General features: G+C 58.3%; 14 protein-coding genes and 2 pseudogenes. 8 read left to right on the top strand and 8 right to left on the bottom strand.

All coding sequences use genetic code 11. From position 1 onward, the window contains the following. The first annotated feature begins 193 nt into the window (after nucleotides 1–193). The 3 genes from ACFLEY_RS04335 (at nucleotide 194) to ACFLEY_RS04325 (ending at nucleotide 3,126) form a co-directional block, all read left to right on the top strand. Nucleotides 194–445 (top strand): helix-turn-helix domain-containing protein, encoded by a 252-nt coding sequence (locus tag ACFLEY_RS04335; RefSeq protein WP_011084786.1) that lies wholly within the window; start codon nucleotides 194–196, stop codon nucleotides 443–445. Next, a complete protein-coding gene (locus ACFLEY_RS04330) occupies nucleotides 445–1,764 on the top strand; it encodes a type II toxin-antitoxin system HipA family toxin (RefSeq protein ID WP_011084785.1) in 1,320 nt (439 codons plus the stop codon). Before ACFLEY_RS04335 ends, ACFLEY_RS04330 begins: the two co-directional genes overlap by 1 nt. 297 nt (nucleotides 1,765–2,061) lie before the next feature. Beyond that, nucleotides 2,062–3,126 carry an IS630-like element ISRj1 family transposase gene (locus ACFLEY_RS04325; protein ID WP_026192128.1) on the top strand — a complete coding sequence of 355 codons (1,065 nt, stop codon included), beginning with the start codon at nucleotides 2,062–2,064 and terminating at the stop codon, nucleotides 3,124–3,126. A 9-nt stretch (nucleotides 3,127–3,135) separates the two neighbouring features. On the opposite strand, the pseudogene ACFLEY_RS04320 reads toward ACFLEY_RS04325, so the two are convergent. Next, nucleotides 3,136–4,120, bottom strand: a pseudogene (locus ACFLEY_RS04320) (integrase core domain-containing protein). Between the two features lie 213 nt (nucleotides 4,121–4,333). On the opposite strand from ACFLEY_RS04320, the gene ACFLEY_RS04315 reads away from it, so the two are divergent. The 4 genes from ACFLEY_RS04315 to ACFLEY_RS04300 all read left to right on the top strand — a co-directional run bounded on the left by ACFLEY_RS04315 (nucleotide 4,334) and on the right by ACFLEY_RS04300 (nucleotide 8,985). Continuing rightward, on the top strand, nucleotides 4,334–4,699 hold the full coding sequence (locus ACFLEY_RS04315) for a Nif11-like leader peptide family natural product precursor (RefSeq protein ID WP_011084781.1): 366 nt from the start codon (nucleotides 4,334–4,336) through the stop codon (nucleotides 4,697–4,699). 80 nt (nucleotides 4,700–4,779) lie between these two features. Further along, nucleotides 4,780–5,217: a hypothetical protein gene (locus ACFLEY_RS04310; RefSeq protein ID WP_249163509.1), complete on the top strand. Its 438-nt coding sequence runs from the start codon at nucleotides 4,780–4,782 to the stop codon at nucleotides 5,215–5,217. A 137-nt stretch (nucleotides 5,218–5,354) separates the two neighbouring features. Beyond that, a complete protein-coding gene (locus ACFLEY_RS04305) occupies nucleotides 5,355–5,819 on the top strand; it encodes a hypothetical protein (protein ID WP_249163510.1) in 465 nt (154 codons plus the stop codon). A 1,186-nt stretch (nucleotides 5,820–7,005) separates the two neighbouring features. Then, nucleotides 7,006–8,985, top strand: coding sequence for a RiPP maturation radical SAM C-methyltransferase (locus ACFLEY_RS04300; RefSeq protein ID WP_060910084.1), 1,980 nt, complete (start codon nucleotides 7,006–7,008; stop codon nucleotides 8,983–8,985). A gap of 88 nt (nucleotides 8,986–9,073) precedes the next feature. Here ACFLEY_RS04300 and ACFLEY_RS04295 read toward each other — a convergent pair. The 5 genes and pseudogenes from ACFLEY_RS04295 to ACFLEY_RS04275 all read right to left on the bottom strand — a co-directional run. Next, nucleotides 9,074–9,297: pseudogene (locus ACFLEY_RS04295) on the bottom strand (aldehyde dehydrogenase family protein); the annotation flags it as partial. Between the two features lie 955 nt (nucleotides 9,298–10,252). Then, nucleotides 10,253–10,321 (bottom strand): hypothetical protein, encoded by a 69-nt coding sequence (locus tag ACFLEY_RS04290; RefSeq protein ID WP_373565265.1) that lies wholly within the window; start codon nucleotides 10,319–10,321, stop codon nucleotides 10,253–10,255. Between the two features lie 111 nt (nucleotides 10,322–10,432). Next, nucleotides 10,433–10,639 carry a hypothetical protein gene (locus ACFLEY_RS04285; RefSeq protein ID WP_249162816.1) on the bottom strand — a complete coding sequence of 69 codons (207 nt, stop codon included), beginning with the start codon at nucleotides 10,637–10,639 and terminating at the stop codon, nucleotides 10,433–10,435. A gap of 136 nt (nucleotides 10,640–10,775) precedes the next feature. Continuing rightward, the gene (locus ACFLEY_RS04280; RefSeq protein WP_060910083.1) at nucleotides 10,776–11,117 is read right to left on the bottom strand and encodes a cytochrome c; all 342 of its coding nucleotides are present in this window, start codon (nucleotides 11,115–11,117) and stop codon (nucleotides 10,776–10,778) included. Between the two features lie 228 nt (nucleotides 11,118–11,345). After that, nucleotides 11,346–11,453: an ATPase inhibitor subunit zeta gene (locus tag ACFLEY_RS04275; RefSeq protein ID WP_129557468.1), complete on the bottom strand. Its 108-nt coding sequence runs from the start codon at nucleotides 11,451–11,453 to the stop codon at nucleotides 11,346–11,348. A 182-nt stretch (nucleotides 11,454–11,635) separates the two neighbouring features. On the opposite strand from ACFLEY_RS04275, the gene ACFLEY_RS04270 reads away from it, so the two are divergent. Then, nucleotides 11,636–12,544 carry a CHAD domain-containing protein gene (locus ACFLEY_RS04270; RefSeq protein ID WP_396604531.1) on the top strand — a complete coding sequence of 303 codons (909 nt, stop codon included), beginning with the start codon at nucleotides 11,636–11,638 and terminating at the stop codon, nucleotides 12,542–12,544. A gap of 490 nt (nucleotides 12,545–13,034) precedes the next feature. On the opposite strand, the gene ACFLEY_RS04265 is transcribed toward ACFLEY_RS04270, so the two are convergent. Beyond that, nucleotides 13,035–14,105: a sensor histidine kinase gene (locus ACFLEY_RS04265; RefSeq protein ID WP_082755850.1), complete on the bottom strand. Its 1,071-nt coding sequence runs from the start codon at nucleotides 14,103–14,105 to the stop codon at nucleotides 13,035–13,037. 67 nt (nucleotides 14,106–14,172) lie between these two features. Next, nucleotides 14,173–14,367, bottom strand: coding sequence for a hypothetical protein (locus ACFLEY_RS04260; protein WP_211433458.1), 195 nt, complete (start codon nucleotides 14,365–14,367; stop codon nucleotides 14,173–14,175). Nucleotides 14,368–14,383: the final 16 nt, after the last annotated feature.

Raw genomic sequence — 14,383 nt, 5'->3', positions numbered from 1 at the left:
CGGCAGATTCGAGCCCAGCTCTACATCGATCATCAGCTTTAGCTTTTTAGTAATTTCAATAAGAGCGGCAGTGGGATCGCGGGGTTTCATACGCAATTGCGTATTATGCCTAGTATACGCGAAAGCGTATGATCCGTAGATATTCGCGGTCGCGTATATTGACAAATTATACGCGTTTGCGTATCATGCCTTTATGGATACGATTGCCCGCACCCCCCAGCAAATCGGCGCCGGGATCAGGCGCTACCGGCGGCAGAAGAAGCTCACCCAGGGGGACCTCGGTGAGAAGATGCATGCGCGTCAAGCGACGGTCTCGAAGCTGGAGGCCGGTGAACCTGCAACGCAGCTGCGCATCTTGATGGATGCGCTGGCCGCGCTCGACCTCGAGCTGGTCATCCGGCCGCGCACCAAATTGACGGCTGAAGCGATTGAGGATCTGTTCTGATGGCGCGTCGCCCTGCCCGTGCGCCGCTCAACGTCTACCTCAACGCACGGCTGGTCGGGCGGCTGCGGCGCGAGAGCAGTGGCGCAATCGATTTCCAGTATGACAAGCAGTGGCTCGCGTGGGAAAATGCCATCCCCGTTTCCGTGTCGCTGCCATTGCGGGAGGATCGTTATATCGGCGATCCCGTCGTCGCTGTTTTTGACAATCTTCTGCCCGATAATGACGACATCCGCCGACGCGTCGCCGAACGCGCGCATGCTGATGGCGCCGATGCTTACAGCCTGCTCTCCGCCATCGGCCGCGATTGCATCGGGGCGCTGCAATTCCTTCCCGACAGTGCCGCACCCGGGGGCGCCGGCGCCATTGATGGCCGCGCCGCTAGCGATCAGGAGATCGCCGCCATTCTCGGCAACCTTGCCAGCAATCCGCTCGGCATCGGCCCCGACCAGGACTTCCGCATTTCTCTCGCGGGCGCGCAGGAAAAGACAGCGCTGCTTTACTGGAAAGACAAGTGGCACGTGCCTCATGGCACGACCGCAACTACGCACATTATCAAGCCGCAGATCGGGAAGTTGCCGAACGGAATCGACCTGACCGGCAGCGTTGAAAACGAGCATCTGTGCCTTGAGCTGGTTGCGGCACTCGGCTTGCCTGTCGCCAAATCAAGCATCATCGATTTCGCCGGGCGCCGCGTGCTCGCAGTTGAGCGGTTCGATCGCATCTGGACGCGCGACGGCCGCCTGTTGCGGCTGCCGCAGGAAGACTGCTGCCAGGCGCTGTCCGTTCCACCCGCGCGAAAGTATGAATCCGATGGCGGACCCGGCATCCGCAAAATCTCGGATTTCCTCAAGGGCAGCGATACGCCTGAGGACGACCAGGCCATTTTCTTCAAGGCGCAGATCGTGTTCTGGCTGCTTGCCGCCACCGATGGCCACGCGAAGAATTTTAGCATTCATTTGGCGCCGGGCGGTCGTTTTCATCTTGCACCGCTTTACGACATCATTTCGACCCAACCGAGCTTGGACGCTGGACAGATCAGCCAAAACCAAATGAAGCTGGCCATGGCGATCGGCAGCAACCGGCATTACATCGTCCACACGGTTCTCGGCCGACATTTCGTGCAGACTGCGAAAAGCTGCGGTCTACCCGACAAAACAGTCAAGGTTGTCATCCAGCAGCTCGGCGATACAGCCGCAAAGGCCATAGATCAGGTGCTGAATGCGCTTCCAAAAGGATTTCCGGAGAAGATGGCCATATCGATTGCTGATGGCGCAAAGCGCCGTGTGAATTCGCTGGCTGTGCTCAAGAGTAGTGAATGATCGCCGGTTTGCGCAAGCGTACGATGACCTCCGTGAACGGTGGCAGGAAGACCGGATCTACCAAACCAAACCTGGAAGCTGCCTACCAGAGGAGCAGCAGCGCGATCAGCAACAGGGAGCGTTGCCCGAAAGCAGCCAACCAGCGGCTCAAGAAACGGGCCCGGTTCAAGAACGGCGATTGCCGCTCTCCTTCGACGGCGAGCGGCCCGCGCCGTCCGTATGCAAGCTCCAACAGCGACTGCGTTTCCAAACTAGTACCCACTTTTCTTGGAACGTGAGTCGTGATTCAAGGTCGGGATGATACCCGAAGCAAGAGAAGTCCACCTTTCGAGGAAAGATCGCAAGGTGCTTGAGGCGTGCTGTCGCTCACCGGTGACGTTGCAGCGCGATTTGAAGCGGGCGCGGATAGTTCTGTTGGCGGCGGATGGGCGCAGCACCCGGTCGATCGCCAAGGAAGTTGGGGTCCAGCCGCGGATTGTCAGCCTTTGGCGGCATCGCTATGCCGACCATGGCCTTGAAGGGCTGCAAGACAAGCCGCGGCCTGGCAAGCAGCCGATCTATACGAAGACGACCGACAAGCGGATTCTGAAGCTGCTGGATAAGCCGCCACCGCAAGGGTTTGCGCGCTGGACCGGCCCCCTGCTGGCCGAGGCGCTGGGCGATGTCGATGTCCAATATGTCTGGCGGTTCCTGCGCAGCCACAAGATTGACCTGGTGGCTCGCAAGTCCTGGTGCGAGAGCAACGACCCGAACTTTACGGCCAAAGCCGCCGATGTTGTCGGCCTCTATGTCGCGCCGCCGGCGAAGGCCATTGTGCTGTGCGTGGACGAGAAGCCCTCGATCCAGGCTTTGGAGCGAGCGCAGGGTTATCTGAAGTTGCCCAATGGCCGCGCCTTGACCGGCCAAAGCCACGATTACAAGCGGCATGGCACCACAACATTGTTTGCGGCGCTCGAAGTCGCCACCGGAAAGATCATCGCGACCCATTCAAAACGCCGGCGCCGCGTCGAGTTTCTCGATTTCATGAACAGCGTCACCGCGGCTTTTCCGAACCGCAAGCTTCACGTCATCCTCGACAACCTCAACACCCATAAAAAGAACGAGGACTGGCTCAAGGCCCACCCCAACGTGCAATTTCATTTCACGCCGACAAGTGCGTCATGGCTCAATCAGGTCGAAGTATGGTTTTCCATCTTGCAGGGGCAGTCGCTCAGCGGCACCTCCTTCACGAGCCTCAAGCAGCTTCAGGAACACATCGATGCCTACGTCAACGCATACAACGACAGAGCCGAGCCCTTCGTCTGGACCAAGAAAAAGGTCCGTCAACGCCGTTTCAAAGGCCGCCGTATCACTCAGCTCTGATTCCGGGTACTAGGTGTTTAGTCCCGGCATTTGCTGGAGCGGATTAAGTTTGAATCGTTCTGGCTGGGAAGTCCAGCATTTGCAGATGTATTCGTAGGGCGTGAGGCCCTTCAGGGTCTTCAGCCGGCGAGCGAAGTTGTAGGCGCGGACGAAGTCGGCGAGGTGGCTGCGCAACTCGTCATGCGTGTCGTAGTGGAAGCGCTTGACTGTGGCCTCCTTGATGGTGCGGTTCATCCGCTCGACCTGGCCGTTGGTCCAGGGATGCTTAGGCTTGGTCAGGCAACGATCGATATCATTGCGGGCGCAGGCCACCTCGAAGGCATGAGCCCAAAATGGTTGCTTTCGTTCGATCATGGCTTTGATATCGGCCACAGTCCAACTCCCACCGCTTGGGTCGGTGAGTGGGTGCCGTTGTCCGTCAGAACGGTGTGGATCTTGTAAGGGACTGCCTTGATCAAGTTCCGCAAGAAGTCGGCTGTGACACTCGTGGCTTTTCGTGCAACTCGGTGAAGGCGCATCGATCGATTGCGACGAAGAGATAAAGCCCTCCCATCGCGGTGCGAACCTCGGCGATGTCGATGTGGAAGTATCCGAGATAGCTTTTGAACTTGCGCCTTACGCCCTTGCCATCCTCCACGTCGGAAGCCGTGAGATGCCATGGCGCTGAAGACAGCGATAAAGCGATGAGCGTGTCAGATGCGGGATTGTCGCCTGGAGAGCATAGAGGCAGTCATAGTCATCCAGCGGCAGCAGCGCATGCTTGCAAAAGGCGACGATGATGGCCTCCTTCTCAAGCGACAAACTGGTGGATTTTGGCTCTCTCGGGCCGGTCGGAAGATCGGCCACCGAACCGCGCTTCTTCCATTTTGCGACGGTCTTCGGATTGATCCATAACGCTTGGACAGCGCCCCAGGCTCTCTTGACTATTTTGTATTGTTCGACGGATTGCCTCCGTCGTTGTGGCGCAGCCGTGAAGAACCTGCTCCGTTTGGATACTGTCAACGAAAACCTCGTCCCGCGTAGCGGGCCGATTGTCAGTTCGGCAACAAAGTGTCACCAAGTGGACGATACGCAGGGTCAGAAAAACGAAAAATCAGCAATCTTCAATTCGGCACGCCTCTTGCCCTGTTAACGGCGTCGGCACCAATCGCTTGTGAGCCCGAGATGGATGATTTGGCGACTTTGAGCAAAGGCACGGAGACTGGCTGTGTCGCGAACTGACGTAGAGCGATTCGTCAACGATCTGGGGAACGACGGTGGTCTGCTTGAACGCGTAAAACCAATTGCTACCGGCCTTGCATCGATTGTCGCGATCGGAAAGAGCCTCGGCTACAGCTTCACACCTGATGAAGCTAAAAGTTGCATTCGAGCTCGACAGAAGTTGACGACTAAACCGCTCGCCGGTGGCACTTTTAATTCGAGTGATACGATCTCGACCGGCGCTGTTCAGGCCCTTGCAGAGGTGGCCACGAGCGGCGCGCAAGCCGCGGAAGCGGCCTCTGACCACGCCACAGCAGTTGAGCCCGTTGCAGTTGTTGTGGTTGTTATTGTAGCGGTCGTGGCCGAGGTCTGACATGCCTTCGCTCTGACCGCATCGGGTGGTTGCTCGAGGAGGCGATGAAGTGCGATGAAAACATGAAGTAAGCTTCGTCAATGACACACGCTGCCGCCGAGCACTACCGACAGATTTTTGACCGACGTACCCCGGAGCAACTGCGCACGCTATCGCACCTCAAACGCTTCATGGAGCGGTTAGTCGGTGACGTGGAGTTCCGCAGGGCGCTTGCGGAGGCAATCGCCACCCCTCGAGCGGTAACAGAGCGGTACGGCATCAAAGTGGATCCAATGGAGGTTCTGCCGCTCTGGCGCGGTGGCTACCAACAATTCCGCTTCAAGCCGGAGTCTGCGCCGTGGCCGCTGGCTGTGATGTGGGATGAGTATCTCCGCGAGATGATGCGTCATCGCGACCTCTTGCGCGACGAAGGCGAGATGTCGACGATCAATCCTCGCTTTCATGCTTGGCGCGAGCGGCAAATCCGGCGCTGCAATGACCAATTGGGCGTGTCGGCGGCGTCGCTCACCCACCCATAATCGCTTTCGAGCTAAGCGAAGGCTGCAGCGTCGGTTGTTGGTTCTGTGGCCTCTCGGCCGAGAGCTTCACAGGGTATTACGACTATAGCAAAGAGCATGCAGCGCTTTGGCGGGGCGTGGTTGGTGTCGCGAGCGAAATGTTTGGTTCGGCAGTCCGCACGGGCTTCTGCTACTGGGCCACGGATCCTATGGACAACCCACACTACCATCGCTTTCTGTTCGACTACTATCAGATTACGGGCACGTTACCGCAAACAACAACGGCAGCCCCACTCAAGGATCCGGCACTCACCAGGCACGTGCTCGGGCTCTTCAATCTATATCGTACGACGACGAATCGTTTCTCCGTGCTGAGCAGGGCACATCTTAATCAGATTCACACGGCGTTTTCGCCCGAGGAGTTGCTAGGAGTCGAACTCATCCTGCAGGGCAAGGAGGCGCTGACGGCAAAGGCCATGGCCGGGCGCGCGCGCGAGCGGAAGGAGAAGCTCAGGGGCGCTAAAAAGGACGCTGCAATCGCCTTTCTGGAACGCAATCACACGACGATCGCCTGTGTTTCCGGCTTCCTCGTAAATATGCGACAGGGGCGTTTCGACTGGTGACGCCGGTGCCGGGTAGCGACCGCTGGCCTCTCGGGTACCGCATCCTGGGCGAACGCTTCTTCAGCACGCCTGGTGTGCAGTTGCCGTCCGCGATCAAAGGGCCAACGGAAATCGGGGCGATGTCGTCGAGCACGCGGTGTTCCATGTTGCGTGAGCGAAGATGAAAGCACCGGTTCCCCGCCTTGTATTGCAGGTCCCTGCGGAAGCGGATCGGCAGGTCATGGGCTGGGCTCTCGAGCATATGCTGTTCGATCATGCTCTGCAGCCCGCCCCGGAAAGCGTCGTCCAGTCACCGGTCTGCCAGATGAAGCAGTCGTCGAGGTCTTCTTCGATCAGCCCGGTCATGTACAAACGTCGGAGCTGGTTATTCGGGTCGCAGCTGACGGAACAACCCTCCTTGGGGTCGCCGACTTGCTCGATCAGTTGCGAAGGAGTCAAACACGCGTCCTCCCATACGGGTGCAGATTGTGCCGATTCGCATTGAGGCACTACTTAGCCTCAAGCAACGGCAGCATCCCACCATCCAGCAGTGCTGAGCGCGATGTCAAGCCGCTCCGCATCCACGGTCCGTGGCTTCGTGCGTGCACAACCGGCGTGACAAAAGAAGACCAGCGGGGTTCCGCGCTTGCGGCTTCGAGCCAAGCCCTCATTTCCGGGCATCAGCGGTGCACGACTGGGACGCACGCGGTTAAGTCAAGAATGGCTTGCCCCGCCCAGTGGTCAATCAAATGGTTCTGCCAGACGACGGTGCCGCTGGTTCCGGAGAGGTCGTGGCTTTTCGTGGCGCGCCACTGCAACTTGCACTGGCGGTGATCCCTGCTAGCGGACGACGACGCGCCTGAAACTTTGATAGGCCCATGTGAATGACGACGTCAGTCCGTTCATCGATGATGAAAAACAGCGAGTCGCAGTCGAGGGTGGCGCCGCTAAATACCAAGAGCGGAGCCGCGTGTAGGCAATTATTCACCGCTCGGCTCCAGCACTCTCTGCTTGTTCATGCCGTCCAGTCGCCCGGCAACGAACGTGACGCGGAAATCGTGGCTCGAAGCGGGCTGCCCACTAGCCGAATTAGCGACTTCATGTTCACGGCTCCAGTCAGGAGTCGCGCAGGAATTCACTTTGCCGTCCGGCGCATGAGACTATGGCAGGGCGAACGCACCTGTGCGCACATCATGAATAACGTGGAATGATTATGAGTATCTATGTGCCAATCGTCCTAGTCAACATGCCTGTGTCGGCAGTCGAAAGGCCGTCGCTAGCGCTTGGTCTGCTGAAATCAGCGCTGACCCAGGCTGGACTGCAATCCACCATAGCATATGCCAACATCTGGTTTCTAGAATACATAGGCATCGCCGACTATGGACCTCTTGAGAATTGCCCGCCAGAGGAGGCACTGGTTGATTGGCTGTTCGCGGGCATTGCTTTTCCCGACTTCGAACCCGAACAAAACGCCTTCCTCGACCTCTATTTCGAGCGCAACCCGATACACGCAGGCAAAGGTATGGCCGAGCGTCGCGCGAATTTCCTTAGGCTGCGCTCGCTCATCGGCGGGTTTATCGACTGGACGGCTGACAAGATATTGGCGAAGCGGCCGGCTATGGTCGGGTGCAGCTCGACCTTCACCCAGCATGTCCCCTCGCTCGCGTTGCTGCGCCGGCTGAGCGAGCGCTCACTTGATCTTGTCACCCTCATGGGTGGAGCGAACTGCGAGTCGGTAATGGGGCGCAGCACTCACGCGCGTTTCCCATGGGTCGACTATGTCGTGTCGGGCGAGGCCGACGCACTGATCGGCCCGCTGTGTTGGGACATCCTAAATCGCGGCAGAGACATCCCGCCTGCTGACCTGCCATTTGGCGTTTTCGGCCCGACGCATCGCGAGGCCGGCTATCCCGCGGCGTCGACGCGCGACTTAGTGCCCCGCGCCGTGATCGAGAACATGCGTGACCTGCCGCTGCCGGATTTCTCGGACTATTTTGCGGAGGTCGAGGCATCGCTCTACGCCGACCGCATCCATGCTGGGCTGCCGATGGAGTTCTCTCGCGGCTGCTGGTGGGGCGAGCGCAGTCATTGCCTGTTTTGCGGGCTGAACGGCGGATCGATGACCTACCGCCAGAAGCCCGCGGGGCAGGCCGCAGCGGAGATGATTGAGATGTCGGCGCGCTACGGCTCGTCGCGCATCGAAGCTGTGGACAATATTATGGCCATTGACTACCTTGAAAAGGCGCTGCCTCACCTCACCGCGCTACCCGAGAAGCTCGCGATCTTCTTTGAGGTCAAAGCCAACCTGAAGCGCCACGAAGTGGAGAAGCTGGCTGCCGCCGGCGTCCGCTGGATTCAACCGGGTATTGAGAGCCTGGATACTCGTGTTTTGAAGCTGATGCGCAAAGGAACGACCTCAGCGCACAATGTTCAGCTGTTGAAGTGGTGCCGTCAGTACGGCGTGCGGGTCAGTTGGAGTTTATTGTGGGGCTTTCCCGGCGAGAGTGATGCATGGTATGCGGAAATGGCCTCTTGGTTGCCGTTGCTGCATCATCTGCAGCCGGGACCTGCGGTACGCTTGCGATACCAGCGCTACAGCCCCTATCATTACACAGCTGAGAAACATGGACTGAAGCTGCTCCCGGCCGCCCCCTATCGCTACGTGTATCCGCTGTCGGAGCGCGATCTCTCGGAACAGGTATACTACTTCGAAGACAGCGAAGACCACGATGTCGGCGGCCATTTCACAGCGCGCGACGAAAACCGCCCGGGGCTAAATGCCGTCGCCAAGGGCATCGATGCCTGGCTGAAAGCCTGGAGCGTTCCGACTTTCTCTATGCTGTCGATGCAGGACAACGGCGACGAAATCATAGTCGAGGACACGCGAGCCATAGCAGTCGAGCGCGAACACCGCGTCAGAGGACTCGAGCGAGAAATTCTTCTGGCCGCGGACGAAGGCTCGCCTGAAACCCGCCTGCGCGATCGGCCGGGCGCGGCGAATGTAATGCAGGGCGAGATTGATGAGGCGATAGCTAACATGATCGCCCGCAAACTGATCGTACGGCTTGACGCGCGGCTGGTTGGGCTCGCGTTACGGCATCCATATACGCCAATCCTTCCCCTGACTGCGTTCCCTGGTGGCTATCTCGACCGACGCTCCACGCCAGTGGCCCTCCCGCGCGAATAGGAAAACTGCGGTGTGCACTTCGCAGGGCCACACCCTTCGCCTGTCTCCTTTGCTTGGCGCTCGCGCCAGTCTTGTCGTTTTGTTCGCCCGCGTCGTCGAGCACAATCAACGGCGTCGAGCCCAAAGCTCCAACATATATGGTTTGAGATATTTGGCCGAAGCGGCGGCGATAATCGCGCCAACCCTAGTGGAGCCGATGAAGTTTATGCGGCGTACGGTGGGATGGGCAATGATCGCCCCAACGACGGGGCCAGCATCGGCGCTCGCATTCGCGAGGAAGTTGACCACTCCGGCGGGACGGCCCGCCGCTCTCCGTCACGGTGTCCGAAAGAAATCCCCAGACTAAACCCCAGACTAAACGGAAATTTTAGTCTGGGGCCGCTCCGGGTCAATCTCAAAACCAATCTTATTTGAAGGAGTTAACTGGCGCGCCACTCCGAATAAAACCACGAACTCTTATGTAATTGAGATCAATATGTAATTCAGCCATACGTCTGTTGGCCCGCCGCTCTAGGATTGAGCGTTTCAAATCGTGAGGCCTACGCTCGGCTGCGCTGATCATCCGAGGGACCAGAATTCGTTTTGCTCCCTCACACGGGATATTGTGGGGCTCCGGCACATCCCCGCTGCGCATCGGAGCGGTATCCAGGTCGACCAGCACCTCCCCCGATGTCACCGCCGTCGGTCTCTGTTCGCCATCGAAAAGCGCCTATCAGGCACACGCACCTGGATCGGTCTTACGTCTTGATAGAGGTCCCAAACATGAGCGCCGAAAAGACCGACGCTCGCCAAAGCAAGCGAGATCACGATCATAACTGCCTCCTCTTATTGTTAATCTGGTGAGTAGCAGAGGAGGCCGGTTTTCGAAATTTCGGTCGTTTGCTTAAGTGATTTCCCGGAGGAGAGGTCACTCAGGCGGAGGGGGCTAACTGTTCTACGCGCCTGCCGCGCCAAGAGCGCGCGGCCGCAAAAGGGAAGTTCCACTCATCTCTACCGGCCTTGGCAAGCCCATCAGCTCCAAGATCGTGGGCTCGATATCCGCAAGCCGCCCTTGCGCCAGCGATGCGTCGCCAGCGCCCGCCAGCAGGACAGGCACAGGATTTGTCGTGGGAGGTATGGGGGGCCACCAGTTTCTATCGCCCTCTGACCGTCACGCTCGGAACTGAGGGCGGCAGCGCCGCGCTCAGGCGCGAAATATCCCCAATTGCAGACCGCGGCGGGGTGTCACGGGGTCGTAATCACATGCAAGACTGCAGACACACCGGCCTCAGTGAGTATCATCGCGAGCCGCGTGATCCTGATGCGAGTGCACGCCCCCTGGTGAGACCAAGCCCAAGAGGTGGCAGGTACCGCCGGTCTGCCGCAGCCGGTCTCAGGCCGATGAGGGCAGCCGTATGCTTGATCTCGCCGTCGGCAATCGCCGCGCTGATGCGCGGCAGGTCCTGCATCACGAGCGACCGGCGCCAATGTTGAGATGCCTGACCTCAGAATTACCCATTTGCCCTTTCGGCAGCCCGACATCCTGGCCCGACGTTCGCAGGAGGGCATGCGGGCAGCTGCCCCATAGAAGGTTGGAATTGGGAGTTCGCGCCTGACGAACGGCATTGTCAGCGATCTCGTCTCGCCAACCCCAGCCGTCCAAAACGACCAGCATCACGGATCGGCGCTTGTCCATCTCTTGAGCCCTCTCGCTTACACGACGGGACCGATCGAAAGGAGATGAGATACTATCTGTCGGCGTGTCGCTAACCTGCGACACCGTCTCGATCCCCTGTGAGCATGCCCCGATCTCATTTCTTGACCGCGAGAGCGTAAAGGTAGGCAAGGATCGCGTGTACGTCTTCGTCGGAGAATTCGATCTGTGGCATTTCCCTGTGCTTGGAAACCATGCCCTCCGAGAGCTCTGCTTGCAGCTCGCGTGGATTGAACCGGGCGTAGACGTCGCGCATCGGCGGAGCTTCCTTGAGCGGGCTTTCGCCAACGGCTTCGATCACGTGGCAACGGGCGCATTTCTCTTGAAGGACCATCTTGCCTTGCTTAGCTGCCTTGCTGAGGTCGGCGGCCTCGATCTCCACCGGCAAGCCCAGGAGCAATCCGATGCTGAGGCTCCGAGCCACGAAACGCGCTGCCATTTGTCTGTACCTTCCTAGGACCGAATTAGCGGACCGCGCTGACAAGACGCCGACTGGGCGATCAAATAGTCCTAGCTTCATCGGCGTCACCTTGTGTGCCCACTCCGGGCGCCCCGGTGAACATAGTCGACAGGCCTTCGTACGGCCTCCCGAACCTCATCGTCTTTTAGTGCATCCTGAATCCCGCGCGCCGACTTGCACTGATTGATCTCCATCGGGATAGCCTTCTCAAAGCGCGAGCGACTTGACCGCGCGCTCTCGCGCTTTGAACTTCAACTCTTCGCGATGGGCAGATTCCGTTTCATGTGGGTTTTCAAGCTCGTCGAACGAAGTCATTGTTCGTCTCATTCCGTCGGGCTCGCTCGGCAAGCAAAGCTAGTCGGAACACACAGTCAGCTATTGATTCAAGTCAACGCCGGTCAGCGAAAATCCACTTCTGTTGTTGGCGAGGCGCATGCACCCGAAACTGAAATAGACTTCTCGACTCCTTGAAGATCCATCCTTGGGACTGCTGCGAAATGAGAGGCGTCGCAACTTCGATTGGAGATCACACCGGTGGCCCGATGCCAGGGCATGCCTCTGCGCCGCCGCCCCGCGACTGCCAAACGGCCTTTCAAAAGATCGCCACGGACTGCGTCCAATTGATTGAGCGCAATCACACGTCGGCCACTGCGGCTGATCCTGAGGCCATTCATGCGATGAGGATAGAGCTCACGCGGCTCCGAGCCGCGGTCCGTTTCTTCTCTTCCATGGTCAAGGATGAGGCATGGTCACGGATCAGCAAGGAGCTGCGCTGGTTGAACTCCGCGCTTGGCAATGCACGCGACCGCGATGTTACCGCAAATTATACGCGGCGAAAGCGTTATCGCAGCTGGGCAAAGGGTTCTCGGCGCGAAGTGGGGCGAGAGCAGGAGCAAGCTCATCGTAGCCTAACGCGAATGCTCACCTCTGCTCGATACGCTCAATTGATAGCGACGCTCAATCATTGGCTGGCGAAGGGTCCCTGGCTGAAGCATGATCAGCGGCTCCGGTCCGAGCCCATCGATGTCTACAGCCAAGCGATTTTAGGTGATTGGAGGACCGAAATTTGGCAAAAAGGCCAACGTCTTCGAACTCTCCGGCGCAAACAACTACATCGGCTGCGGATCCGGTGCAAACGCTACCGCTATATGTTAGCGGCACTGCAGTCTCTGCAAGTCAGCATGCCTCCGCAAGATTTGGCATTCGGTGAGATCGCCACACGAGCGCATCGCGCGTTAGGCGACCTCCGAGACCTCGACCGCCTGCGGAAGACGGCACAACGTCTGCCTCCCCATTATCGCAAGAACAAGCGAAAACTACTCGAACAGGCTGATCAAGCGTTTCGACGGGCGCCCGAGGCTTTGCGGCGGACCGCGCCGGTTAAGCCCTCACGGCGGCACCGCTAAGCTCCTGATTTCACATCAACACCCGCAACTCATAGTGGCTGCAAGCAAAGATCGGTCACGATGAACGATGAAGCAAATCTTCTCCAGGGAAACGGTGAGCGTCGCTTCGTACGCTTCCATCCTCGTTGATTCATTCATCCTGCATGATGTTTATCCCAGCAGAACGAGCGAGGCTCATGACTTGGATAAAGCTATGTGACACCCGCGCTATCACTCGTACGCCTCCATGGCGCTTTCAGTACGACAGCTGTCGATTCAAATCAAACCGTGCGATCGGCTTCTGGTCTTTCAACACCGTCGTGCGGAGCCAAGAGAGGCGAAGCGCGGCATCGCAGCGTCTACGGGCGTGGATTTGCCTCCAGTAAGCTGTCCTCGTCGGCCGGTATCAGAGGTAGTCCAGACATTCGGCAACGACTGCCGGTCCGAGGCTCTTCGTACCGACGAAAGGCGACGAAATAGCCGCGTTCTGTCACGCAAAGCCGTCGCCGAATTATTGCGGCGGCTTTAACTCGCCTGCCAGCCAGCCGACAGCATCTGTTTTCATTGGATCCACCGCGAAAGACACGACTTCCGTGCGTTCGCAAGTCGAGCATTCAAATGTTCGCTCCTCGAAACCACGCTTGCCAGGAGAGACGCGAGCCAATGCCATCCGGTGCTTACACACCGGACACATCGGCCGCGTGTTTGAAGATGCAGGCATCTGTTGACCACCCATGCCGGATAATACGTTTTTCGAGGCAGGACTCTCTGCAGCGGAAGCTGATCGCTTATTGAGCGTGAATCGCACCGTAAACCGCGCGCCTTGCCCGGAAGGATTTGCGCCGAAGGTCGCCTGGCCGCCGATTTGATTGACCAAAGATGAAACGATCTTCATCCCGAGACCTTTCGACCTCGTTGGATCAAATCCCTTTGGAAAGCCGGGGCCGTCGTCAAAGACCGACAGTTCGTAGCCTTCCGCGCTCATGCCCAATCTTATTGTGATTTTGCCGTCGGCATGTTTGGCGGAGTTCATAACAAGCTCACTGACAATGTATCCCAGCGGTACTCCGATCGTGGTCGGCACTTCCACCGCAATACCCTCAACTGCAAGATCGCGATGTTCGCCCGGAAGAATCCCCCTCAGGTCGTGGCAGAGGTTCTCAAGATAATGCTTGAGCTCGACACTTCCGACGTGATCAAGAGCGTGAAGACGTTTATGCACGCTCCCTATGGTGGCGACCCGATTTGCTGCGATTTTCAGTTGATCTGCTGCCTTGGCGTTCGGCACTTCCCGGCTTTGCAGTGAAAGCAAGCTTGCAACCATCTGAAGGCCGTTCATCAGTCTATGGTCAGACTCGCGGTTCATCAGATCTTTGTGCCTAATTAATTCGTCTTTCTGATCCAGCAGCAATTGTTCACGCGCGAGGGCTTCTCGTAGCTGGGCTTCCGTTTGCTTTAGCCTTTCGACTTCCTTTTGCCCCGCCTCGATCGCAACGCAAAATGCGCGGGAGCAATCTTCGGGCTGTCGAAATGGCTCCGGTCGAACGGGCTCTTGTCCTGGAGGCGTGAACGCATTGCTCATAGCTTACTCCAATACCAACGATAACAAGTTTGGTATTCCAGCAGCCACCGTTCGTAGTGGCGGAGAACTACTCCGGCGGCTCAAGACCCGGTGAGCGCAGCCAATTGCTGATCTGCAAGCCAATTTCAGCCTGCCGGGCCTTGCGTATCAGTTTCTCGCGCCCGGCGCCTGCTGCAAGCAATTTTGCTTGCTGACGCAATCGCTCTGCCTCTTCGCCAAGGCGCTGTTCCAGAGTTTTCGTCTGCTTGAAGCGACTTCGCATCCGATACCCCCACTTG

Source organism: Bradyrhizobium sp. YCK136, assembly GCF_044570075.1.
Taxonomy (GTDB): domain Bacteria; phylum Pseudomonadota; class Alphaproteobacteria; order Rhizobiales; family Xanthobacteraceae; genus Bradyrhizobium; species Bradyrhizobium diazoefficiens.
The sequence above is the reverse complement of the archived record's forward strand: the minus strand, read 5'-3'. Positions and strand labels throughout refer to the sequence as shown.